The sequence below is a fragment of the Falsiroseomonas tokyonensis genome, assembly GCF_019024325.1.
In the GTDB taxonomy this organism is placed as follows: domain Bacteria; phylum Pseudomonadota; class Alphaproteobacteria; order Acetobacterales; family Acetobacteraceae; genus Falsiroseomonas; species Falsiroseomonas tokyonensis.
In genome coordinates this window covers 128,484-150,998 of record NZ_JAFNJS010000008.1, presented here as the reverse complement: position 1 = coordinate 150,998, position 22,515 = coordinate 128,484, and the positions used below count along the sequence as shown (strand labels likewise).

General features: G+C 67.2%; 29 protein-coding genes and 1 tRNA gene. 19 read left to right on the top strand and 11 right to left on the bottom strand.

Annotated elements, in window-relative coordinates; genetic code table 11:
• Positions 1-481: 481 nt before the first annotated feature.
• Positions 482-625 (bottom strand): hypothetical protein, encoded by a 144-nt coding sequence (locus J3S20_RS23505; RefSeq protein ID WP_216839145.1) that lies wholly within the window; start codon positions 623-625, stop codon positions 482-484.
• Positions 626-1,027: 402 nt separating this feature from the next.
• Here J3S20_RS23505 and J3S20_RS23500 point away from each other — a divergent pair, with 402 nt between their 5' ends.
• The 3 genes from J3S20_RS23500 (at position 1,028) to J3S20_RS23490 (ending at position 2,370) form a co-directional block, all read left to right on the top strand.
• Positions 1,028-1,249 (top strand): hypothetical protein, encoded by a 222-nt coding sequence (locus J3S20_RS23500; protein ID WP_216839143.1) that lies wholly within the window; start codon positions 1,028-1,030, stop codon positions 1,247-1,249.
• 87 nt (positions 1,250-1,336) lie between these two features.
• Positions 1,337-1,933, top strand: coding sequence for a BRO-N domain-containing protein (locus tag J3S20_RS23495; RefSeq protein ID WP_216839141.1), 597 nt, complete (start codon positions 1,337-1,339; stop codon positions 1,931-1,933).
• A complete protein-coding gene (locus tag J3S20_RS23490) occupies positions 1,933-2,370 on the top strand; it encodes a hypothetical protein (RefSeq protein ID WP_216839139.1) in 438 nt (145 codons plus the stop codon). Before J3S20_RS23495 ends, J3S20_RS23490 begins: the two co-directional genes overlap by 1 nt.
• Positions 2,371-2,391: 21 nt before the next feature.
• On the opposite strand, the gene J3S20_RS23485 is transcribed toward J3S20_RS23490, so the two are convergent.
• Both J3S20_RS23485 and J3S20_RS23480 read right to left on the bottom strand, forming a co-directional pair.
• Positions 2,392-2,766, bottom strand: coding sequence for an addiction module antidote protein (locus J3S20_RS23485; RefSeq protein ID WP_216839137.1), 375 nt, complete (start codon positions 2,764-2,766; stop codon positions 2,392-2,394).
• Positions 2,763-3,059 carry a type II toxin-antitoxin system RelE/ParE family toxin gene (locus J3S20_RS23480; RefSeq protein ID WP_216839135.1) on the bottom strand — a complete coding sequence of 99 codons (297 nt, stop codon included), beginning with the start codon at positions 3,057-3,059 and terminating at the stop codon, positions 2,763-2,765. Before J3S20_RS23480 ends, J3S20_RS23485 begins: the two co-directional genes overlap by 4 nt.
• 168 nt (positions 3,060-3,227) lie before the next feature.
• Here J3S20_RS23480 and J3S20_RS23475 point away from each other — a divergent pair, with 168 nt between their 5' ends.
• The 13 genes from J3S20_RS23475 to J3S20_RS23420 all read left to right on the top strand — a co-directional run bounded on the left by J3S20_RS23475 (position 3,228) and on the right by J3S20_RS23420 (position 17,447).
• Positions 3,228-3,839: a hypothetical protein gene (locus tag J3S20_RS23475; RefSeq protein ID WP_216839133.1), complete on the top strand. Its 612-nt coding sequence runs from the start codon at positions 3,228-3,230 to the stop codon at positions 3,837-3,839.
• Between the two features lie 119 nt (positions 3,840-3,958).
• Complete coding sequence (locus J3S20_RS30960) at positions 3,959-4,081, top strand: hypothetical protein (protein WP_281419602.1); 123 nt, start codon at positions 3,959-3,961, stop codon at positions 4,079-4,081.
• The gene (locus J3S20_RS23470) at positions 4,081-4,806 is read left to right on the top strand and encodes a DUF6441 family protein (RefSeq protein ID WP_216839131.1); all 726 of its coding nucleotides are present in this window, start codon (positions 4,081-4,083) and stop codon (positions 4,804-4,806) included. Before J3S20_RS30960 ends, J3S20_RS23470 begins: the two co-directional genes overlap by 1 nt.
• Before the next feature lie 3 nt (positions 4,807-4,809).
• On the top strand, positions 4,810-7,938 hold the full coding sequence (locus J3S20_RS23465) for a hypothetical protein (protein WP_216839129.1): 3,129 nt from the start codon (positions 4,810-4,812) through the stop codon (positions 7,936-7,938).
• A gap of 10 nt (positions 7,939-7,948) precedes the next feature.
• Positions 7,949-9,064 (top strand): hypothetical protein, encoded by a 1,116-nt coding sequence (locus tag J3S20_RS23460; protein WP_216839127.1) that lies wholly within the window; start codon positions 7,949-7,951, stop codon positions 9,062-9,064.
• A complete protein-coding gene (locus J3S20_RS23455; protein ID WP_216839126.1) occupies positions 9,064-10,635 on the top strand; it encodes a hypothetical protein in 1,572 nt (523 codons plus the stop codon). The genes J3S20_RS23460 and J3S20_RS23455 overlap by 1 nt, the downstream gene beginning before the upstream one ends.
• 2 nt (positions 10,636-10,637) lie before the next feature.
• Positions 10,638-11,435: a hypothetical protein gene (locus tag J3S20_RS23450; protein ID WP_216839124.1), complete on the top strand. Its 798-nt coding sequence runs from the start codon at positions 10,638-10,640 to the stop codon at positions 11,433-11,435.
• Complete coding sequence (locus J3S20_RS23445; protein ID WP_216839121.1) at positions 11,435-12,817, top strand: hypothetical protein; 1,383 nt, start codon at positions 11,435-11,437, stop codon at positions 12,815-12,817. Before J3S20_RS23450 ends, J3S20_RS23445 begins: the two co-directional genes overlap by 1 nt.
• Positions 12,818-12,833: 16 nt before the next feature.
• Positions 12,834-13,265 carry a hypothetical protein gene (locus J3S20_RS23440; protein ID WP_216839118.1) on the top strand — a complete coding sequence of 144 codons (432 nt, stop codon included), beginning with the start codon at positions 12,834-12,836 and terminating at the stop codon, positions 13,263-13,265.
• A 1-nt stretch (position 13,266) separates the two neighbouring features.
• Positions 13,267-15,714 carry a hypothetical protein gene (locus tag J3S20_RS23435; protein ID WP_216839116.1) on the top strand — a complete coding sequence of 816 codons (2,448 nt, stop codon included), beginning with the start codon at positions 13,267-13,269 and terminating at the stop codon, positions 15,712-15,714.
• Between the two features lie 157 nt (positions 15,715-15,871).
• The gene (locus J3S20_RS23430) at positions 15,872-16,117 is read left to right on the top strand and encodes a hypothetical protein (protein WP_216839114.1); all 246 of its coding nucleotides are present in this window, start codon (positions 15,872-15,874) and stop codon (positions 16,115-16,117) included.
• Positions 16,117-17,241: a metallophosphoesterase gene (locus tag J3S20_RS23425; protein ID WP_216839113.1), complete on the top strand. Its 1,125-nt coding sequence runs from the start codon at positions 16,117-16,119 to the stop codon at positions 17,239-17,241. Before J3S20_RS23430 ends, J3S20_RS23425 begins: the two co-directional genes overlap by 1 nt.
• Entirely contained in the window at positions 17,238-17,447 is a 210-nt protein-coding gene (locus tag J3S20_RS23420; RefSeq protein WP_216839111.1) for a hypothetical protein, read from the top strand. Before J3S20_RS23425 ends, J3S20_RS23420 begins: the two co-directional genes overlap by 4 nt.
• Before the next feature lie 198 nt (positions 17,448-17,645).
• Here J3S20_RS23420 and J3S20_RS23415 read toward each other — a convergent pair.
• Both J3S20_RS23415 and J3S20_RS23410 read right to left on the bottom strand, forming a co-directional pair.
• Positions 17,646-17,721, bottom strand: a tRNA-Arg gene (locus J3S20_RS23415).
• A gap of 430 nt (positions 17,722-18,151) precedes the next feature.
• Positions 18,152-18,370 (bottom strand): hypothetical protein, encoded by a 219-nt coding sequence (locus J3S20_RS23410; RefSeq protein ID WP_216839109.1) that lies wholly within the window; start codon positions 18,368-18,370, stop codon positions 18,152-18,154.
• 139 nt (positions 18,371-18,509) lie between these two features.
• On the opposite strand from J3S20_RS23410, the gene J3S20_RS23405 reads away from it, so the two are divergent.
• Positions 18,510-18,701: a Pam3-gp28 family putative phage holin gene (locus J3S20_RS23405; RefSeq protein WP_216839107.1), complete on the top strand. Its 192-nt coding sequence runs from the start codon at positions 18,510-18,512 to the stop codon at positions 18,699-18,701.
• Positions 18,698-19,318, top strand: coding sequence for a lysozyme (locus J3S20_RS23400; RefSeq protein WP_246603203.1), 621 nt, complete (start codon positions 18,698-18,700; stop codon positions 19,316-19,318). Before J3S20_RS23405 ends, J3S20_RS23400 begins: the two co-directional genes overlap by 4 nt.
• Here J3S20_RS23400 and J3S20_RS23395 read toward each other — a convergent pair.
• The 5 genes from J3S20_RS23395 to J3S20_RS23375 are packed head-to-tail and all read right to left on the bottom strand — an operon-like array spanning position 19,315 to position 20,524.
• Positions 19,315-19,548 (bottom strand): hypothetical protein, encoded by a 234-nt coding sequence (locus J3S20_RS23395; RefSeq protein ID WP_216839105.1) that lies wholly within the window; start codon positions 19,546-19,548, stop codon positions 19,315-19,317. The genes J3S20_RS23400 and J3S20_RS23395 overlap by 4 nt on opposite strands.
• Entirely contained in the window at positions 19,538-19,759 is a 222-nt protein-coding gene (locus J3S20_RS23390) for a hypothetical protein (protein ID WP_216839103.1), read from the bottom strand. Before J3S20_RS23390 ends, J3S20_RS23395 begins: the two co-directional genes overlap by 11 nt.
• On the bottom strand, positions 19,756-20,124 hold the full coding sequence (locus tag J3S20_RS23385) for a hypothetical protein (protein WP_216839102.1): 369 nt from the start codon (positions 20,122-20,124) through the stop codon (positions 19,756-19,758). Before J3S20_RS23385 ends, J3S20_RS23390 begins: the two co-directional genes overlap by 4 nt.
• A complete protein-coding gene (locus tag J3S20_RS23380) occupies positions 20,121-20,315 on the bottom strand; it encodes a hypothetical protein (RefSeq protein ID WP_216839100.1) in 195 nt (64 codons plus the stop codon). Before J3S20_RS23380 ends, J3S20_RS23385 begins: the two co-directional genes overlap by 4 nt.
• Positions 20,312-20,524: a hypothetical protein gene (locus J3S20_RS23375; protein WP_216839098.1), complete on the bottom strand. Its 213-nt coding sequence runs from the start codon at positions 20,522-20,524 to the stop codon at positions 20,312-20,314. Before J3S20_RS23375 ends, J3S20_RS23380 begins: the two co-directional genes overlap by 4 nt.
• A gap of 550 nt (positions 20,525-21,074) precedes the next feature.
• Between J3S20_RS23375 and J3S20_RS23370 the strand changes: the two genes are divergently transcribed.
• On the top strand, positions 21,075-21,905 hold the full coding sequence (locus J3S20_RS23370) for a TorF family putative porin (protein ID WP_343215283.1): 831 nt from the start codon (positions 21,075-21,077) through the stop codon (positions 21,903-21,905).
• A gap of 229 nt (positions 21,906-22,134) precedes the next feature.
• On the opposite strand, the gene J3S20_RS23365 is transcribed toward J3S20_RS23370, so the two are convergent.
• Positions 22,135-22,329, bottom strand: coding sequence for a DUF2842 domain-containing protein (locus J3S20_RS23365; protein ID WP_216839094.1), 195 nt, complete (start codon positions 22,327-22,329; stop codon positions 22,135-22,137).
• Positions 22,330-22,515: the final 186 nt, after the last annotated feature.

The following is a 22,515-nucleotide window of genomic DNA, read 5'->3' as shown; positions in this document are numbered from 1 at the left end:
GAGGGCACGTACGATGGCGCGGCAGCCGGCAAGGGCGCGGCCTGTCTTCTGACCTGGGCAAGGCGCTGGCGTTCCTGATTTACCAGCCGGAGAAGACGCTCGTATTCCCATTGCCGTCGCTGCGCGGTGGCTTCGGATGGCTCAAGCCATGCGTATTGTCGGTCCGCCTGTCGTCGAAGGGCGGTGCGGAATTCAGGCGTGTCGTATGGGTGTTCCCTGGCCATGTTTTGAACGAAGGCCTCTTCTTCAGCGGCCAAGACTGCGGGCTGTGCCAGAGCCTGGGGTGACGCAGGGGTCTCAGATGTAGCTTCCACCTGCTGACGTCGTTCCGACCAGGGCCAGTGAAACGCCTGTCTTGTGCGATCCACGTGCGCTCCGTTGGCGCAGGCGCTCAAAAACAGGACCGCAAGAATTCCGCTGCGCATGATTTTGCCCCCTCCAGTTGCGGAGAGCGTATCAGCCGTCGCTGCCGGGTGGGGAGTCAGAAGGGAATATCATCGTCCAACCCCCGCACTTCATCCGGCGGGTACCGGCGCCAGTTGCCATGCTGCGCATCGCCGAACCATCGGTCTCCATTGCGCTGCAAACGTCCCGCCATACCGTCTTCCATCTCGAATTCGATCATGCCTTCTGGGTATCGTATGGCCACGACGCGACTGTGATTGGCAAGTATATCTCTCGCAAGAACGCGAAGATCGCGCTCCTCTCTAAATCGCGCACCAAGCTTATCGAGTAAGCTGCTCACTCCATCTCTCGACTCTAGAGCCAAATCTATGAGGCGCCGAACGGCTTCGGTCTCTGAGGCTATACCGTTCTCTTCTTGATATGCCTTGATTCTCGAAATCATCTCCGGCGGCAGAAGGTATATTTTTCGCTCCGCAGCGCCCTTCCCGTCAATCGGCCTCCTGGCCATGATATGCGCCCCACGATGCCGTTGCGCACATCGTCTGCCACATGATGGGCGGATGCCGCTATTGACGACGCGGTATGACGCTAGATATGCTTAGTGAGATGAAAGGAGAGGCATATGAAGAAAGCTGCGCGTCAGTACGGCGCGGAGAGGGCGGCAGTGCAGCGCGTCATCATTGCGATGCCGGAAGCCGAGGTGGAGGCCATTGATCGATGGGGGGTTCCGGCCGGGATGCCGAGCCGGACCGCTGCGATCCGGACGCTTCTGCAGGAGGGCCTGAGGGCCGCGAAAAGCCGCGATGGCGGCGGGCCGGCGGCGGGGAAGGGCTTGGAAGGCTAGCCCCGCCGCCGGCTGGATAACCACCGACCGGGAAGCCCTGCCAGGGGCCGCGCCGGTCTTGTCGAAACCCGATCTAGGACATCGGATATGACCGAGAACAAGATTACCCCCTTCCTGTTCGAGGGGGAAGCGATGGTTCGTGTGCTGGAGCGCGAGGGCGCGCCCTGGTTTGTGGCTGCCGATGTGTGCCGGGCTTTGGGCATCAGCGACGTCAGCACCGCAGTGGCCAAGCTGGACGATGACGAGAAGGGTACGGCTTCAACCCGGACCCTTGGCGGCGAGCAAGACGTTCTGGTCGTCTCCGAGGGCGGCCTCTACACCCTGATCCTGCGGAGCCGGGACGCCACCAAGCCCGGCACGGTGGCGCACCGCTTCCGGAAGTGGGTGACGGGCGAGGTGTTGCCTGCGATCCGGCGCAACGGCTTCTATGTGGCGGCGCCCGTGGTGGAGGAGGTCGAGGAGCAGACCCCGGACGGGCTGAAGCTGCGGAAGGTCAACACGGCCGTCCGGTGCTTCGGCGAGCGGGCCGGGGCGCAGCTCTGGGCGAAGCTCGGCCTGGACTGGGTCCCCGCCATGGCGCATGCGCTGCGGCAGCCGGACCTGCTGGATAGCGCCACGCCGCCGGCCCCGGGCAGCGTGACCATCACCGTGACGCCGACGAACGGGCAGGGAGGCACCCACTGATGCCCGCCCTTTCCCGCCGCGGCGCCATGACGGCCGCGATGGGCGTCACGGCCTCTGTCGTGATGCCGCCGGTGCCGCCGGTGTCCGGGGCGCTGCTGCCCGCGGCGCCCGATCCGGACGCCAGACTTCTTCATCTCTGCGCCGCACACATGGGCGTGGATCAGGCGATTGACGCGCTCCAAGAGCCTTGGATGGACCACCCGGGTGGCACCCCAAAAGACGTTTGCGCCGAAATCGATCGGCTGGCGGAGGTAAGCTGGAGCTACCGGCGCCGCATCGCGCAGCACCAGGCGCACACGCTGTCCGGGCTGCAGGCCAAGGCGCGCATCGTGAAGCGATACTCCAACGCGGACTCGCGCGGCGAGATGGACCCGGACAGCGATGAGGCCATCGCCTTCTCGCTGGCCCGTGACCTGTTGCGGCTGCCCGACGCCTGACCATCTGGAAGCGCCAGGCTCCTACTTGGCTTGGCGCTTCTTCCGCCCGCGTGTGAGTTTCTCAGCCTCGTTTTCATTGGCCGTAGGAAGCGGCCCATCGTTCGCGGGCAGCGTCGTCAACTTGATGTCGAGCGCGTCCAGCACCTTGAGGACGGTGGCGAAGCCCGGGTTACCATCCTCGCGGAGGGCCTTGTACAGCGTGTCACGACCGATGCCGGCGCGCCGGGCGACCTCGGTCATGCCCCGCGCCCGGGCGATGGTGCCCAGCGCCTGAGCGATCTCGCCCGCGTCGCCATCCTCCATGACCACCCGCAAGAACTCCGCCTGCGTCTCCGCATCGCCGAGGAACTCGGCCGCATCCCAGGGATAGGTCTTCGTCTTCGCGACCATCGTCATTCCTCCAATCCGGCCGCCAGGGCCTTTGCCGCGGCGATATCCCGGCTCTGGCGTGCCTTGGTGCCGCCGCCCAGCACGATGACCAGCACGGCGCCGCGCTGGGTGAAATAGATCCGGTAGCCCGGGCCATAGGTGATCCGAAGCTCTGACACGCCTTCGCCAACCGACTTCCAGTCGCCGAAGTTGCCCGCCCGCATGCGCTCGATCCGCACCAGCACCCGCGCCTTGGCGGCCGGGTCCTTGAGGCCGTTCAACCAAGCTTCGAATTCTGCGGTGCGCTGAATCGTGTGCATAAAGTGTATATCGCACTATACGCCACGCAGGGCAAGTGAGTTGTAGAGCCGAATATACATTTCGGCTCATTCCCATCCGGCCGAATACCGGTAGCGCGTCCGCCCGGGCGCGACAGGCGGGCAGGTTGTCGGACCTGCCCACCACCACCTCTCCGACAAGAGGCCAATATGACCCCCATCCTCTCGCGGGACGATAGCGTGTGGCACCAGCCGCCCGGCTCGCCACGCCGCTACCTGCTGGCGCCGATGACGCGCCGGGAGCGAAACCTGTTCCGCCGCGCCATGGTGATCGAGGGCGCGGTGATGCACTCCAACGAGCGCATCCTGGAAGGCCTCCGCTTCGCGGTGCAGGAGCTTGCGCCGGCGAACCTCGATGAGGTGCTGGCCCTGATCGATGAGGCCGAGGCCGAGCAAAAGGAACGCCAGGCCGACCCGGCGGGGCAGGCGGGCCCGGCAACCGCGCGGCTGGTCCCGATTGAGGCCGCGGCGCGCGCCGTGCCGGCCTATGCGACGCTGCTGGCCGATCGGTCCTTCTTCATGGCGACCTATCCCGCGGTCGCGGCCCGCTTCGCCCTGCGCGGCTGGGAGGGTCCGGGCCTGCCGGAGTTCCAGCGCCGCAACGGCGAGGCTGCGGCGGATGCGCTGGAGGCGGTTCCGGACGACGATCTGACGAGCCTCGGCATCGAGGCCTATCGCATGGCCTTTTTGTCCCAGGATGCGGAAAAAAACTGCGCGGCGCCCTCGCAGTCGGACGGGACCCCGTCGTCTGGCGCGACCTGATCCTGGCCGAGGGCGCCACATACCAGGTTCTCGGCGAGCAGTGGTCGGAAAACCCGGCCGAGACGACGCCGGAAGAATTTTTCGAGGTTTTGCGCCTGTGGCGCGTGTGCCAGGGCGGCATGGGTGGCCTGGCCTTCATGCCGGACGGCGGCGGCGTCAACGATCAAGCCGCATGGCTGCTGGACGCCTTTCGTTTTCTGGCGGGGCTTGAGGCCGCGGCGATGAAAGAGGAAGGCGGCTGATGCTCCAGATGCGCGTTGTCGGCAACCTCGGCGCGCAGCTGAGGAACATCCTGGACGGCGAAGTCACCACCATGTCGCGCGGGCTGCGGCGCGCCGTGGATCGCACGGCCACGGCGGTCCACACCGACCTTCGCGGGCAGGTGACGGGGGCCGGGCTGGGCGCGGGTCTGGCGGCGGCCTGGCGCAAGCAGGTGTACCCCGGCACGCCGCGCCGCACGCTGCGGCCGGCCGGGCTGGTGTGGTCGAAGGCGACCGCGCTGCATGAGGCTTTCGAGCGGGGGGCGGTGGTTCTGCCGCGGCGTGGATCCTTCCTGCTGATCCCCAGCAAGGCCGCGGAGGCTCTGGGCGCGGACGTGGTTTCCACGACCGTGAGCCGGAAGGGCGGTTCAATTCCCGGCAACGCCCGGCGCCGGCGGTCCAGCCTTGAGGAAGCGGCGCGCAAGCTCGGCGTGCCCATCGTCTCGGCCAGGCCAGGCAACGCAATCCGGAAGGCGGGCGACCCGTCGGCGCGGTCTCGGGGCTACATCCTGCTGACCCCGACGCGCGCCAGCCAGTCGCGGCTGGTGGCGCTCTACTTCGCCAGTCGCGGGGCCAAGCCGGTCTTGCTGTTCACGCTGGTCCGACAGACGCGGGTGCCGCGGCGCCTGGATATCGCGGGCGCCGCCTCTCGGGCGCAGGCGACCCTGGCAAGCAATGTTTCATCGGCCCTGGCGGCGGGAGGCTGATCTATGTCCGGTTCGCGCCAGATCAGTATCCGGCTCGCCATCGAAGGCGCGGAGAAGGCCCGCGCTGATCTGGAGGCGGTGGGCAAGGCCGGTGCCGCGGCTGGTGAGGCGGCGGCACCCACTGCGCGCCAGGAAGCCGCGTGGAACCGGCTCCAGGCCAGCGTCGACAGCAATTACCGGGCGGCGATTCAGTACGCCAATGTGGTGGACCGGGTGCGTCAGGCCGAGGCTGCCGGCCTGGGCACGGCGGAGCGCCGCAACCAGCTGCTGGAGCAGGCCGCGCTGGCGCATGCGCGGGCGACGCAAGCGACCACGACCTACGGTGCCGCGGCGGCCACGGCCAGCGGGAACACGCGCAACCTCGGCATCATCGCCGGCCAGGCCGGCTTTCAGGTGCAGGACTTTGCGACGCAGGTCGCGATGGGCCAGAACGCACTGCTGGCCTTCGGGGTGCAGTTCGCGCAGTTCGCCGGCTACTTCGGCGCGGGCGGCGCCATCGCGGGCGCGGTGGTCACGGTCGGCGTTTTGGCGGCGCAGTTCCTGGACCTCGGATCGAAGGTCGAGGGTGTTGCTGAGGCCGAGCGCAACCTGCAGAACGCGCTCTCGGCCAGCAATGAGATTTACGAGGACGCGATCGCCAAGGCTGATCGCCTGGAGCGTGCGCGGCGCCAAGCGGCGATTGCTGGCGTCGAAGATCGCCTGAGCGTCGAGCGCGAGTCGCTTCGCTCCCTGAACGCCGCGGCCACTGATATGGAGCAGCGGCGCGCCTTCGCGACCGATCGCATCGGCGGCGGCGGCACGAACGAAAACCCAGTCGTGCGCGCCGAGCGTGAGCGCCTCGCCCAGCAGGCCGAGCAAATCAGTGCGCGGATTGCGGCCCTGGAGCTTGAGCGAACGCGCCTTGAAGGCGTGCGCACCGGCGGTGTCTATGGGCCTGGCGCCGAGGAAGGTAATGCCGCCGTCTTCGCCCGCGTTCGTGAGCAGCAGCAGGAGCTTGAGCGCACCCAACGCGAGAGCGAGCGGGCCGCGCGCGCCGCGGAGAGGGCCGAGGCGCGCGCGGCCCGTGCAGCGACCACGGTTGAGAACCGACGCTCGGCGCGCGGAGCCGACATCTTCGAATACACGACCGATCCGCGGCAGCCGGTCTTTCCGGCCGCGGACATCATGGAGGCCTGGGATCGAAACCGCCAGGAAGCGGAGCGCGCGGCCGAGCGCGCGCGGCGTGATGCCGAGCGCGAGGCAGATCGGCTCTCCCGCCAATTCGACACCGTGACCAACAATTTCGGCCTGAACCTGACGCAAACCACCCTCAGCGCGCTGGAACAAGGCGCCGCGCAGGGGCGTGGCCCGCTGGCTGCCCTGGCGTCCGGCTTCGGGTCGATCCTTCGCTCGGCCGTGGTCCAGGGGGTGAATGCAGGGCTGGTCACGCCAGGCATCCGCAGCATCGGCTCGGCCATCGGCTACACGGGCGCAGACAGTGGCCCGGGTAGCCTGCTGAGCAGCCTCGGGAACTTGACCGGCCTGTCCAGCTTGCTGCCGTCGGGGGGCCTGTCTGGCATCATTTCCAGTGTCAACGCATGGGGCGCCAGCGCCATGCCCTCCGTGTTTGGCGGCGGATTGGGCTTCGAGGCCTTCGCCGAAGCGGCGCCTTCAACCATGGGTCTTGGCAGTGCGAGCCTAACCGGCGCCCTTGGGGGTGCCGGCCTGGGTTTCGGCGCCGGCTCCCTTCTGAACAGCCTCATCGGCGGCAAGCAGACTGGTGGCATGGTGGGCAGCGGCATCGGTGGCTTGGCCGGCGCGCTGGCGGGCGCTGGCGGCTTACTTGGCCCCGTGGGGGCTATCGGCGGCGGCGTCCTCGGCGGCCTGCTGGGCGGTGTTGGTGGCGGCCTCATCGGCCCTGGCCCGAAGACCAACGCCTTCGGCTACAGCCTCACGGCCACCGATGGGATTTTCGGGCTCTCCGGCCTGTCCACCACGGGCGATGGCGCCGGCGGCGAGCAGCTTTACGCCCAGGCACAGCAGCAGATCGCGCAGATCAATGCGCAGCTCGCCGCGCTCGGCCTCGCCGTCAACACGAACAACCGGGCGATCACCGGCGGCGGCGACCGCCCAACCGATGGCAGCCAGTCGGCCAGCCTGGATGAGGCGCTGGGCGTGTTCAGCTTCAGCAGCGCCAACGACAGCCTGCGGACGGCGCTGGAAAGCATCGGCCCCGGGATCGAGGCCGCGACCACGGCGGCGCAATTCGTCACCGGCACCTATGAGGCGATGCTGCGGCTGCGCGATCCGGTCTCGGCCTTCGACGCGGCTGTGGAGCAGATCACGGGCAACATGGGCCCGGCCATCGAACAGGCGCGCAAGTACGGCTTGGCGACGGCGGAGCTTGAGGCGATCCAGGCCGAGCAGGTCGCCAAGATCACCGAAGCCCGGAACGCCAGCTTCCAGGAACTGAACGACAGCATCACGGTGGATTTCTTCCGCGCCGTGGGCCGCGATCTTGAGGCCAGCCTACTGGAGTTCGACATTCGGGCCGCCGCGCAGCTTCGGCAGACCCGAGAGCAGCTTGAGGCGATGGCCGCGTCCGACGCGGACATTGAAGCGCAGCTGGCCCGGGTGCGGCAGAACCAGGCGTTGCAGAGGGCGGCGATCGGCGCCGGCGCGACGAACGACAACACCGACCGCAACGTCCGCAGCCTGCTGGAGAACCTGACTTTCGGTGGTGCTGGCGGCCTATCGCCCGAGGCGCAGGCGACGGCGGCGCGGGAGGCGCTTGAACAGGCGCGGCAGGCGGCGCTGGCGAACCCGAACGCCGCCAATATCGAGAACTTCACGCGCCTGGCCGGCACGACGCTTCCGACTATCCGCGGCATCACCGGCACGGATGCGGCCTTCGCTTCGCTGGTGAGCCTGACGGCCGACACGGCGCGGCAACTGGCGCCGAACGCCGATGTGGCGAACCTGGGCGGGGTGATCGATTCCGTCACGACGGTTGCCGAGGCGGTCTATGCGACCGGCGGCGCCAACAACGACGTTCTGAACCGCGTGCTGCTGGAGTTGCAGCGGCTGACGACGCAGCTCGCCGCGCAGCAGGCCCGCATCAACGACCTGATGATGGCGCGCCCCGCCGCCTAGGAGGTACTCCATGCCGCTTCCCTCCGCATTTCTTGCGCAGCAGACGAGCAACACGTCTGGCACCGGCACCCTGAACTTGGTTTTGGCCGATGCGCGCTTCCGCTCGTTCCTCACGGCGGTCGGCGGCGCAGCGCGGATCGTCTATCGCATCTCGCGCTCAGGCACGACGGAGTGGGAGATCGGCATCGGCGCCTATGACGGCGGCACGCCTGGCACCCTGACTCGCAGCACGGTTATCGCCAACCACCTCGGCACGACGGCGCTGGTCAGCTTCGGATCCGGCACCAAGGACGTGCAACTGCTGTCCTTGCCGAACCAGCAGCGCCAGACCGATTTCAGCAGTACCACGACGGCGGCGCTGGCTGACCTCGGCGGGCTGCTTCGCTTCACCGGCTCTGCGTCCTGCACGCTGAATCTGCCCGCCGTCGCGACGGTTCCGGTCAACACCGGCTATACGATCGTAAACCAAGGCACGCTCGGCGCCGTGGTGACGATCGACCCGTCCGGCTCTGAGACCATCAACGGCGTGCTCGGGCAGTTCGTGTTCGCGAATGAGGCGTGCGAGATCCGCAGCACTGGTAGCAGTTGGATCTGCATGGGCCTGGCCTCTATGGCGTTGGTCAGCACCGGCACCATTGCGACGAGCGTCGTGGATATCGCGCTGCCGGGCAGCGGGTCGCTTGGTCCGGAGCGTTTCGTGCTGGAACTGGACCACGTCGATATCCAGACTGATAACCAGCAGATCCTGCTGCGGACCAGCAGCGACGGCGGCAGCAGCTACGCATCCGGGGCGAGCGACTATCTCCGCAGCGCCATCTTCAACAGCGGCGCAAGCAGCGTCAATTCCGGAGCGGCTGCTAGCAGTTCAATCATCATCGGGTCCAACATGGACAATGCGTCCCTGCTCTGTGGCCGCTATGACATATGGGCTGGCGGCGGTAGTGGCCCGGAGCGGTTCCAGCTACAAGGCATGGCATATGCGCCGGAGTCCACTGGCGCCTTGCTTGAAGGCGGCATGGTCGCCGGCAAGCGGCAGGACGATGCGCGCGTAACCAACATCCGGCTCCTGGCAAGCTCGGGCGACTTGGTGTCGGGCACCTGGCGCGTTTACGCGATCCGCACCTGATGCTTGACAGCGGCATCTTTCCCTACGGGCTGTATCCGGAGGCGTCGCTTCCGGCGGCCTATGAGGCCGAGCAGTTCACGGCTTTGGTCCGGCTGGCGACGGCGGCCTACCACTCCGACCAAGCGGACTTGCCGGCCTCCACCGTCTGGCCGCCGCGGATACTGAGCGGGATCGAGATTGCGCAAGACGTGGTTGGCGGCCTTGGCCTCGGCGGCGTCGTGGCGCTGACCGCGTCGGAAATCACGGTGGCAGACGGCGACAACTGGTCTGCCGACATGGCCCGCTATGGGACGGCGGACGGCCGTGAGATTGAAATCCGGGTCGCGGAGGTGCTTGACCCGCGCGCGAGCGACTACGGCACGCCCCTGCGCGATACGGCGCTGGTCTGGAGGGGCCCTGTGGCGCGCGTGGACCGCCTGGCGGGGCGCAAGGCTCGGGTGGCGCTGGGTGACGCTACAGACCGCCTGAGCGCGCTCCTACAGTCCACACGCTACACCGGAACGGGCGGGCTCCAGGGCAGCGAGGCTCTGAAGGATCGCCCGATGCCGGTTTGCCTCGGCCGGCGGTTCAATATCCAACCTGTCTACTTGGGCATTGTGGACATCGGCGACGGGCTGCTGCCGACCTACCAAACTCACTGGCGCGGCATTGTCGGGCATAACGTGGTCCGGATGCGTGGCGTCACGCAGACTAAGGTTGTCAGTACGCCAGGCGTTTCGGAATGGCGTGATTATCCGGCGCTCGGGCTGTTCCAACTTGGCAGCGATCCGGACGGCACCGTGACGTGCGACGTATCGGGCGAGGCTTCAGCTTACCCGGACAGCATCGCGGCGGTGCTGTGGCACATGGTTTCGGCGCTCGGGCCGCAGATGACGGACGACGACCGGGATAGCGTGTCCTGGCAGTTCGCGGAGGCTGACCTGCCGGGCTTGGTGGGCTTCTACCAGCCAGCGCAGGACATCACGACGCTGGCCGCCGTGCAGCGGATCCTGTCCAGTTGTGGCGCCGTCCTGAGCGGCGACCGGGGCGGTAAGTTGCGTCTGTTCGATCCGTTCACGGCGACGACCGATATCCAGTTCGACATCGCGGCGCTCAACGTCGTGCAGGAGCCGGAGCCGGTCCCGCTGCCGGACCAGCTCGCCCCCGCGCCGCGCGAGGTCAAGGTCGATTGGGGCCAAAACGACGCGCCGATCCCCGACCTAGGGACGGCGGCTGACGCGACGCTGCGGCAGCGGCTGGCAGACACGACGGCGCCTGTTGCTAGCTATGCGAGCAACCTCGTCACGCAGCGGGTGGCGCGTGAGCGGGCGCTACGGCTGCCTGGCGCCTATTACGACTTGGTCGATGCGCAGGCCCGTGCGGAGCGGATCGGCACATGGCTTGAAGGCGGGGCGCGGGCCGTGCGGGTTATGACGGACCGCTACCTCGGCCAGATCAACTTGGGCGACTACGGCCGCGTCACTTACCCCGGGTATGGGCTCGATACTGGGTTTGCCGGGGTGGTGGTGGGGCTGCGCGAGTATGTCGAGCGACGGCGGGTTGAGATCGTGATCGTCGGGGCGGGGGGCTAACCATGGCAGGCGCATTTGGCTACGCGGACGCCATGCGGGCCGCGCCCGCCATCACGATGATCACCGGCACCGTGGACGACGGCATGCCGCTGTCCAATCTCTATGATGACCAACCTGGCGTTCGCACGCGCTTCAACGGCAGCCCGGTCCGTTTTGTGGTCGACTTCGGCGCATCCATCACCGCCGGCCTCATCATCCTCGGCAACACGACCCTGGACGAAACCGGCGTCGTGCGGTTCTACGGCAGCTTGACCGATCCGACCGGCTTTGCGGCCGAGATCATGAACGAGTCTGTCGTCACCACGAACGCATCTTTCTGCCGCGGGCAGGCGGCGCTTTTGCTCTCGGCCGACGTGTCCTTCCGCTATCTGCGGATCCACATCGAGAACGCGCCGGGCGGTGTGGCTGACGTTGGCTTCCTAGCGGTCTTTCCGACGCTGCGGCTGAACAACGGCATGGCGTTCGGTGCTTTTGAGGGCCGCCTGCCGACTGGCACCTATGACCAGAATGCCTTCACGGGCGCGGAATTTCCGGTGCCTGGCCTGACGGCGCCGCGCGTCGCGCGCTTTACCCTGCCGACGCTCCGCACGACTGAGTTCTACGGCACACTGCGCGACATGCTGGACGGACTGACGATCGCGTCCAATGTAGCTTGGGTGCCCGAGACGACGCTTTCGGCATTGGAACTAAACCGCCGCACCCTCTTCGGCCGCTTACTCAACCCGGGCCAGGAATACGGCATTACCCGCGATCGCCCGCTGCTTGGCACCACGTCCTTCGCGATCCGCGAGCGCATCTGATGCAGGAAAGCGGCCTCGCGCCATACGGCCTCTATCCGGAGGCCGTCATCCCGGACGGCTACGTGCTGGGCTCCGCGTTGGAGCGGCCGGCACTGGTGGCTGGCGGCGCGCCCCGTGGCGGCGTCGGACTTGTGACCATGACCGCGCGCTCTCCGTCCGCTGTGACGGCAACGCCGCCTGTCGTGCTTGTGACAAACGATGCGCTCGGCGCCAATGTGGCGGTCACGCGGGCGCACACACCAAGCGGCGTCACAAGCCTTGAGCGATTAGTAGATGGCATCTACGCAGAGATCGCGCAAAATCAGCCGCGCTATAGATACGAAACGCGCAGTCTACGAGTTTCTTCCGGCGGCACTAACACTATCCGAAACCCGCGCGGGGAAGGCGCTACAGCGCCGACGACGGTGCCAACCAACTGGTCTGTATCGCTCTCGTCGGGCCTAACAACGACTGTAATCAGCACGCAGTTTCGGGATGGCGTTCCCACAGTGACGCTTCGGGTTGCCGGCACATCAACCGGAACCTTTTGGCGCTTGGTGTTTGACACCACGACCGCGATCGTTGCTGCCGCCGGTCAGACATGGACGGCAAGCCTTTTTTGCCGCGTGGCTTCTGCGCCGAATCCACCGAACACCTACGCGGTGCGTTTCTCTGGACGTAGCACTGGCGGCGGCGTTGAGCATGAAGCGTCTAGCACGGCCTTCACACCTACAGCGACCCTGGGGCGGTACAGCGGCAGCACGACTCTAGCGAATGCCAGCACAGCACGCATTCAGCAGGCGCTGTCGATCGGCATCACAAACGGCGTGGCTTACGACTTTACGATTGAGATCGGTGCACCTGATCTGAAGCAATCCCCACTACTGTCCTCTGCCACCATGCCGCCCACGGCCGCACCGCAGGCCAGCACGCGCGGCATTGATGTCCCGATTTGGACACCTTCCGCCTTCCCGCCGCGTGGTTGCATCGTGCTTCTCGGCACCCTTGACGCTTTGGCTGGCGTGTCCGCGCTAGGCTTACTGCAACTGGACGGCGGCACGGATAGCAACCGCCTTGTTGCTCGCGTTGCGGCGGGCGGCGGGCAGCCTGAAATGTTGGTTATTACGGGCGGCGTTACAACGGCGACGCTGACGCTATCGGACACGCTTGCCGCAGCGACGCCGTTTCGTGCCTTGGTCGCTTGGTCGCCTGGCGGTGTGCGGTTCGGCACTTCGACGGGTGGTGTTGTCAGCGCGGGAGTTGCCCTTCCGCCAGGTCTACTGCGCGGCCTTCTAGGCCACGCCAATGCCGCGGGCACGCTGCCGATGGGCGGCGAGCTGGTGGCCGATTTCTTTGATACCTGGCCCTCTGAGGCCGAGGCCGCGGCGCTACTCGCCGCCTGAATCCGGAGGACATTGAATGTCTATTTCCATCGCGCCGATTGGTCGGCTGCGAACAGGCGCGCGCGTGTCTGCCATGCGGAATGAGTTCTACCTCGGCAGCACCGTGACTTGGTTCGGCGAGTTCCGAGATCCGGTGACGGGGGCGGCGAGCGACCCAACGGGTGAGGTGGAGTTTGATTTCCTCTGGCCCGGCGCCGTGCTGCCTGACGCGATCATCGGGGCCAAGTCGGCAACCGGGATTTTCGCCGCGCCGCGTCTTCTGATCACGGCCGGGCTGTGGACCGTCCGCCTGTTCGCCAACGGGGCTCGGGTCGATGAGCGAACCTTCGTTGTTGAACAAGGCGCCTTTCCCGAGCCCCCACCCAACACCGGCACCGTCCGGTTCACCGACAACATCCGCATCCGCCTGACCGAAGACGGTCGCGCGCGCCTGACCGAGGAGACCTGAGATGAGCTTCGCTGCCACGGGCACCACCATCTCCGGGCTGCCAGCTGCTACGGATCTAGCCGGCGATGAATTGGCTGAGGTCGTCCAAGCCGGCAACAAGCGGTCCACCGTGGACGCTATCGCCAAGCGCGCGCGAGCGGCCTCCGAGCAGGGTCCGGTGGTGCTCGCAACCGATCCCGCGGAGGCAACGCACGCCGCGCGCAGGGGCTACGTCGATGCGAGCCTTGAGGATGGCGCCACGCGCATGCTCTACGCGCCCCCGGACAGTGGCGCCATCGCGCGGTCCATTGCCGCGCGCGAGAACGCCACCGGCCACCTGCGCGCCGCCGATTTCCGCACCGATGCCGAGGCGACGGCGGGCACGCTAAACGCCGCGCTGGGGCGCGCCCTCGACGCCAAGACCGCCCGCAATGCGCCGGTCGTCATCGACCTGCCGCCAGGCGACTTCGCCTGGACCCAGGTGGTCCAGCGCACCAGCCTCGCTGGGTCGGTTCATGTCCGCGGCGCCGGCAAGGATTTGACCCGGCTGTCCATGGCGTCCGCGCTGTCAACAGCGTTCCCGGTCCGGCTTGGGGCGGGGCCGATCGGTGGCGCCTTTGCGGTGTCGTGGCCGACCGATAACCCCAAGGTGTTCAGCACCGAAAACCACTACACGGTGCTGGCCGCGGATGCCCCGGTGGGCGCCATCCGCGTCACGCTGGGGAACGTCGCGGACGTGCTGCCCGGCGACCTTCTGTCGATCAAGAGCGCGCGCTTGTGGCTGCACGACAACCGCAATCAGGTGATGTTCGGTGAGGTGGTGCGGGTGCGGAGCGTTGGGCCGGGCAACGATGTGGAGCTCTACGAGCCCATCGCGCTCGGCTACCGCGCGGGCATCATCTACTCAGGCACGCTGGCCGGCGGCACGCTGACAACTGCGGTGCTGCCAGTTGGCGCCGCGGGCCTGACGAGCGACGGGACCTTCGGCTGCCTGATGCGCGTGATTTCCGGCACCAATGCGGGGCAGCAGCGCTACATCAACAGCTACGATCAAGCCACGCGCACGGCGACCTTTACCACCGGGTCTGATTTCAACGATCAGTCGGTGTGGCCGGCGGCGCTGGACGCTACGTCCGTGGTCGAGATCGTCGCGACGCCGTATGTCTCGGTCACCCATCCGGCCACGGTGATCCTGGAAGGGCTGACGCTAGACTGCGCAGGCAGTGGCGTGCAGAGCGGCCTTGCCATCCAGGGCTGTGTGCGCCCGGAGCTGCGCGATGTCCGGGTGAACGGCGCGCGCGGGGCCGGCGCGTATTTCATCCGCTGCTGGAAGCCGAAGTTCATCGGCTGCACGATTGATGATGCGACCTCGGTCAACAGTACGCTCGGCTATGCCACGGGCTTCCAGGAGTGCCGCGACGTCGAGGTGTTCCGGCACGAGGTCTACAACTGCCGGCGAGCCACAGACTTCCTCGGCTTCTTTCCGACCGTGCGAGGCATTATCCATGACTTCTTCGTGGACGGTGGCGAGAAAGGGACTGGTGGCGCAGACTGGGAAACCCTGACGCAATCCGGCATCGGCGGCCACGGGCAGTCCTTCGACATCGCGCTGCGCAACGGCAAGATCGGCAACATCGGCACGGCGATTGTGGTGCGCGGATACGGGTGGACGGTCGAGGATGTCGAGATCAACGGTGAGGCCAAGATCGGCGTCTACGTGTCGCACGCGGGAGGCTACACCCGCATCCGCCGCATCAAGATGCTGCGCCGCATCTCGCCGCGGATGGCGCCTGTCCTGCCTCCGCAGAAGGGCGAGCGCCGGCTGATCTACGTTCTCGGCAATACCATGGCGGCTGGCAGCGTCGTCGATGTCGATGATTGCCAGGCAGACTGGCTGACCGCCGCCGTCGAGGTAGAGACGCAGACCGCGAACGCGGCATGGCGCCTGTTCCTCAAGGGCTGCGAGTTGGATTTCAACACGGCCGACACCGCCTTTCTGATCGACGGCAACGAGATCGTTCGTGCGCAAAAGTCGGGGTGGGAGGTTTACAACAATCGGGTGGTGCAAAGCGGCGTTGGAGGGCTGGTCGGGCTGACCCGCCTTTCGGCTGTTTCCGACGGTACGAGCGGCATCATGCGAGTCGGCGACTACGCCTACGACGTGCAGCTGGCTGACGACCAGGCTGTATCGATTGCCCTGGCGAGCTACACCAGCAATCAGGTCTGGGTCCGTGTCCATCCCGTTGGATCCAGCAACTCGGTGGTGTTCAACGGCGTGCTGCGATCTGGCTACAACGCCGCGGTGGTCAGCTACTCCACCGCCGTGGGGTGCGGCACTCCGGTCGGCCCACTGACGGGGACGACGGGGACGGACGGTCTGTTCAACCTCGCCGTAGCGGGCGCCCGGCTCTGGCTCGAAAACCGAACAGGATCGGGCCAGCAGCTCCGCGTCGTCCTCGACGTGGGGTAGCCCGAGACGGGAAGGCTTTCTTCCTGCGGCCCGCGTCAGTGATTTCGCGGCGCGCCAGTTACGCGGCGACGCCGCATCACCGCACAGATGGAGCGACCGCAATGCGGCAACACGAGACGCCGGGCGCGCTTGGGCGCAAGCTGGCGGGGGCATAAGCATGACCTCGGATGAACGCATCGCGCTGGCCGAAGAGGCTGAGAGCCTGCCGATCCATGTCCGGATGTGCGCACTGCGACACCGGCAGATCCTCAGCCAGATGGCGAGCCTGGAGTCCGCGGCAAACGTCCGCATGAGCCGGATCGAAAAGCTCCTGTGGGGCATCCTCGGCGTCATCACCACGGGACTGGCCGGTGGCGCGTCGCAAATCATCCCGCTCTTGCAGGCTGTAGCGGGCAGCAACTGATGCCCGGCCACCCCTTGCCAGACGATGCTCTGGCCGCCTTTGCCGAAGCTTACAGGACCGCCGTCGCCGAGGGCTACCAGCCCCGCGGCGAAACCGTGGGCACTAACCGCCGCGCCGCCGCTACGGTGGCTGGCGAGCGTCTAGGCCTTACCGCCAACCAGCAACGCGGGAGGCTCGCCGCCTTGGATATGAAGCAGAAAGGCTGGGCCGCGACAGAGCAGCCGGCGCCGTTCGTGGTGGCGCCCCTGCCGTCCGGCGAAGAGCCGATCGAGGACCTCATCGCCCGGCGTGCCAACGCCTACACGCGGCGGCACGAGGCTAAGGAAGCTCGCGAGCTGGTCCCGGTGCAGATCAATATCGAAGGCGCCTATGGCATCCTCCACATGGGCGATCCCCATGTCGATGACGACGGGTGCGACTGGCCCACGCTGCTGCGCCATCTGGAGCTTATCGACCAGACAGAGGGGCTGTTCGCGGCCAACGTCGGCGACCTGTCCAACAACTGGGTAGGGCACCTGGCGCGCCTGTATGCCTCGCAAGGCACGACGGCGGCCGAGGCCATCCGGATGGTGGAGTGGTTCGTCGGCCGGGTGCGCTGGCTCTACCTCATCGGCGGCAACCATGACTGCTGGTCTGGCGCCGCGGATCCCGTGAAGTGGTTCGCTTCGCAGGCCGGCGCTGCCTACCAGTGGCACGGCATGCGGCTGGCGCTGCGGTCGCCGAACGGCTGCGAGGTGCGCGTGAACGCCCGCCATGATTTCGCCGGCACCTCGCAGTGGAACGGCGCCCATGCCCCAGCCAAGGCGGCTCGGATGGGTTGGGCGCGGGATCATATCTACACCTGCGGCCATAGGCACATGGCGGCGCACAACACGCTGTTCATGAACAACGGCGAGCATGTCGCGCATGCCATCCGGCTCGGCGCCTACAAGGTCCATGACGACTTCGCCGATAGCAAGGGCTTCCCGAAGGAGAACGTCCCGGCCGCGGTCACCGTCGTTAACCCGAACTCTCGCGACGCGCTGGGCCGGGTGACGGTGTTCTGGGACGTGGAGGCCGCGGCGGATTTCCTGCGGTATCTGCGCAAGCCGCGCGTGCGGGTTGCGGCGGGGAGGCCAGCATGACCCGCCTAGACGCACACCCGCTGGTCTTCGCCGCTACCGAGGCCGCGGCATCAGGCACGCAGGTTGCCTTGATCGCGTGGGAGACGGCGGACGGCGCCGTGCATTGGCGCACCGTGCCAGGGCCGTGCAGCGACGTTGTTCTAGCGGGGATGCTGGCGCGGCTGGGTGAGCCGGATCAAGTTGCGGAGGTGGAGGGCGACGACTGAAAAGCGAACCGCCCGGCCTTGGCGGACCGGGCGGTCTGTGGCTTCCCGCGCGCCAACGCGGAGAGGGCCGGGCTTGATTGTCTCGATCAAGGGCAGTCGGAACCGCCTGTAGCCCCGCAACAATACCGGCGCGCGGTCTGGCAGGCAACTGAAAAGCAAACCGCCCGGGCCATCGCTGGCGCCGGGCGGCTGTCGCATTGGTAGTCCCGGCAGGGATCGAACCTGCGACGCCCCGCCTAGGATGCGGGCGCTCTGTCCGCTGAGCTACGGGACTTAACGCCCGGCGATCAACCCGGGCGGCCCGGCCGAAACCAGGTCTTGCTATCCGATGCCAACGCGGCAGAGCGGCGACGCGCAAACAATACACATTCCCACCCAGCAATTCAAGCGCCGCGTCAATACCGCGCGCCATGAATACCGCTTTTAAGGCGCCGGGTGCCGATTCGGCGGCGGGTATCTCTCGTGATACCGCGCCAGCTTTTCCAGCCACACAGCCACGTCATCCGGGATCCGGGTGGCGCCGCGTGCCCACTGCCGCACCGTGCCTTCGGGGCGCTCAAGCACGGCAGCTAGACCGCGCTGGCTCCAGTGCAGCGCGTCGAGGCACTCGCGGAGGCGGGTGGGGGTCATTTAGCGTCAGTCTCCTGATCTTACTTGGCGCGCCCCGGTTTTTCCGTTGCGCGCCAGTTAGTTAGGGCGCCGCCTTAAGCGGCTTGCTCGGTTTCTATACGCGCCAGGGCGGCTTCGAAAACCTCGCCCATTTCCGCCGCTTGCGCCTCAAGGGCGGCCATCTGCTTGCGAAGGCGCGCCATCTTCGTGGCCATCGCGCTGTGGCGCTTGTGCGCCTCATCCCGCACTGACCAAGGGCACATATCCAGCGACTGCATCAGGTTTGTGGCGGTGTAGGTGCTCATGTCCATCATCGGGGCATCTCCTCGTTGCGGCGGGCTACTGCCTCGCCTGTCATTCTTATACGCAATCTGCGCGCACGACGCAAGCGCATTTTGCGCATAAAAATACCGCGCCGCCCGGTCACTGGCGGCATCCCGAAAGGAGATCGCTATGAGCGAGAAACTTGCTGGCCAAGTCCGGCACCTGCTGACGTTTGCTGGCGGCGCGATCGCGGGCGAGCCGGTGCTGAACGGCGCCACGGCGGACAGCCTTGAGCAGATCGTCGGCGGCATCGTGCTGACGCTCGCCATGCAGGCTTGGTCGTGGGTGGCCAAGCAGCGCGAGGCGCGGGCCGGCAAATGACCGCCTTCGCCCGCCTGTTCGCCTTTCTGGGCTTCGGCCGGTCAAGCGCCGCAGCGCCGGCCGTTACGCCCGATGCGGCGCCGCAGCCTCAGCCGGTGGAGGCGCCTCGTGCGCCTCTGCCTCCCGCGCATGAGCCGTATCCGGTGACGCCGGAGCCGCCGGCTATGGTGGCAGACGAAGCCATCGCGCTGGCGGCCGGGCTTGTCGCGCCGTTCGAAGGGTTCAGCCTCGACGCCTACCTGTGCCCGGCGGGCGTTTGGACCATCGGCTACGGCTCGACGAGAATCTATGGGCGGCCGGTGCGGCAGGGCGACCGGATCGCCAACCACGCGGTTGGCCGCACCATGCTGATGGAGGATCTGCGCGAGGCGGCCGATGCCGTGGAGCGCGCCGTCAAGGTGCCGCTGGCCGCTACTGAGCGGGCGGCGTTGATCTCGCTGGCCCACAACATCGGTGGCGGCGCGTTCGCGAAGTCCACCCTGTTGCGGCTGCTCAACGCTGGCAACAAGGAAGGTGCGGCGGGCCAGTTCGCCGCATGGAACCGTGGTGGAGGGCGCGTGCTGGCCGGGCTGGTGCGACGGCGGGCGGCCGAGGCGGATATGTTCCGGCGGGGTTAGGTGGCGGCCGGCGATGGCGGGCTAGCCCGCGCCTCCTGTATGGCCAGCACCGCGGCGCGCGCCATCGCCTCGCAGCCGGGATCGTCGCACTGCGGGTTCGGCCAGGGCAGCGCCTCGCCATCGTCGCCGCAGACCTCGAAGCACGGTGGCTCGCCCATGAAGGCGCAACGCTCGCGGCAGATGGCCCGGGTTACGGCCGCGATCTGCTCGGGCGTGCGGTCACTCGGCATGGGCGTTCTCCGGCTCGTTGGGGTTCAGCATCTCGGCCACCGCCATCTGCGCAGCGATCAAGGCGCATCGAATGGCGTCACGATGCGGGCGGTTAAGACGGCGCGCCTCGTCGTAGGCCATGGCGGCGCAATCCCACGTGTCTTCGCCAACCACCAAGCCGAGCGCATGGTCAACCGCCTCATCGGGCGTGCGGCCCGTCGTCGCGGTCATGCCGGCTCTCCCTTGCGCGACCGGATGGCGGCCTTGTCCGCAATGCGCTGGCGGATGCGCTCGGCAACCCACGCCGGCTCCTTCGGCAACGTCAGCCGGTCCATCCAGACTGCGATGCTCTCGGCCTCCTGCGCCCGCTCCGCGTCCACCTTGGCGGCGACCTCGGCCGGGGTCAGGCAGGCCGTGCCGCCATCCGCCTGCCAAGCCAGGAACGCATCCCAGTCGTCGCGTCGAACCCAGATCAGCTTGCACGGCGCTCCGCCGATGTCGCTGGCGACGGGCGGCTGCACCGGGTTGGCACAGTTGCCATGAGCTGGCTGCCAGCGAACCGCGGCGGGGTGGCGAACCGTCTGCCGCTCGGTCATCGGCTCTCCCCCACCTGCACCACGGCGAACCCGCCCTTGCGCAGTCCTTCCAGCGCGGCCTTTGCGGCCCGCAGGTCCATTGCCAGGAACGCTCCGGTATCTCCCGGCGCGTTGCGACCCATGACGGCCAGGTCGTCGGCTCGGCGCTGCGCGGCTATCGCGGTCGCCATGTGTTTCAAGGCGGCGGTCATCGGCTGGGCTCCTGGGTGGCGGGCGGGGCGGGCAGCCGCTCCAGATCCTCCAGCGCCATGATGGCGCCCCGAAGCTCAGCCTTGGCTGTGGCGTAGTAGCCGCCTGCGGTAGACTTGCAGGCCGCCTCTATCTGCAAAAAAAAGTCCTGCATGGCCGCGATGCGCTCCTTCGGCATGCCGATCGTCATCGCTACAACCTTCGCACCCATCGCCTCTCTCCTTTCCTGCCGGGCAATCCCGGCGCTGATTTCGTGAATCCCTAGTCGCACCAACGGTCTTCGCAATTCCGTCCGCTATCTGTTCCGTGTTGGCAGGCTAGGGCGTTGATCCTGCTACGCTTATGGCAGACCAAGGCTGTAACACGGGTTCGAAACTCACAGCCGCACGCTAACACAGTGCTCGGTTGCACGTCTTGCTCCTTCGCCTGTGGATGTTCGCTGTATGAACCCGTCTAAAGCCCCGCGAGAATGGCGGAAATCCGCCATTTCGCCCGAGGCCGCATGCCCGAAACTGTGTTCGGGACGCAGGGGCCGGAGGTTCGAATCCTCTCACTCCGACCAATTGGAAGCGGCGTAACCCCCTGGGAAACCAGGGGGTTTTTTCTTGGCCGGGTGGCGGCGGAAGCGGGTGCGCGGCGCGACCGGGGCGCCAGCCTGGCGGACACGGGACCGCTGCCGGACCGTTGTGCGATGCAAACTTGCAACATACCGGCCCGATTATACGAAAGCGCAGCGAAAACGCTTTCCACGCGACGGCAGGATGCTACTGCTTAGAAATCACGCAGCCGAAAGCCAACCGCGAGGATTGCCTATGATTCGATCTCTGAAGCTTGCCACGGCTGCCCTTATTGGCGGCATGATGCTCTCTACGAGTGCAGTCCAGGCCCAGCAGACCATCGAGTCCGCCGGCCTGACCATCCTGACCACCCCGCTGATCGGCAGCGACTACATGTTCCGCGGCCTCAGCCAGACCCGGAACCGCCCGACCGCGCAGGTGACGGTCGATGTCGAACACACCTCCGGCCTCTATGTCGGCGCCTTCGTCAGCAACGTCGCCTTCGCCGGCACCAATGCGCGGCAGGAGGTCGATGTCTCGGGCGGCTATCGCTTCGAACTGGCCGGCGTGAAGCTGGACCTCGGCGCCACCTACTATGCCTATCCGGGCTATGACGCTCCGACCGGCGGCTATGAGCTGAACTATTACGAGTTCATCCTGCGCGCGAGCTACGAGATCGCGCCGGTGAAGTTCGTCGGCATGGCCGCCTATTCGCCGGACTTCACCGGTGAATCCGGCACCGGCATCTATGTCGAAGGCGGCTTCGACATGGCGCTGGACTTCGGCTTCACCATCGGCGGCCGCTATGGCTATCAGTGGGTCGAGCGCAACTTCGCCCGCCCCGGCCGCAACGAAGGGGCCTTCGGGGCCGAGGACTACAGCAATGTCTCCGTCTTCGTCTCGCGGGAGATCATCGGCGGCGTGATCGGCACGCTCTCCGGCGTCTTCACCTCGCTCGACCAGCGCGCCGATTGCTTCGGCGGGTCCAAGGTGTGCGACAACCGCGTGGTCTTCACGCTCAGCCGCCCCTTCTGAAACGCGGCGCGGATTTTCGGGCGGCGTGCCCCTTCGGGGCCGCCGCCTTTTTCACGCCGGCGCCTCAGAGACCGTTTGAGAATGCCGGACGGGTCGGTTCCGGGGCGCTTTTCCGCCCCTGCCGCGTTGGGCGACTTGCCGATGCAACCAGCATCGGCCGCACCGCCCGCCTTGCAGGGACGAAAAACCACCTGCGGTCCCTAAGCCGCCGGCATTCTCAATCGGTCTCTCAGCCCCGGCCGCGCGCGGCCCAGAACATCAGCGCCTTGGCCGGCCAGGCCCAGGCGATGCCGGCCAGGGTGAAATAGGCGAATTGCACCAGCCAGTGCAGGCCCAGCACGTGGTCGGCCAGCGCCACCACCACCATGACATAAAGCACGAAGCCGAGGAGGCCGCCGATCAGGGCGAGGGTGATGCGGGACATGCCGGCCATGTGGCCCAGCCCCGCCGCTCTGCCAAGCCGGCGCCAAGCGCGCGCCGCCCGTTCCCCCGCAAGGTTGCGGGGGCGGCCCCGCCCGGCGTAGCTTCCGGCCGCACGGCAGCGCGGACCGGCCCAGGGGGCGGCCGGCGCGCGGCGCGCGGCAGGAGCATCCGACCCGCCTCATGGCTG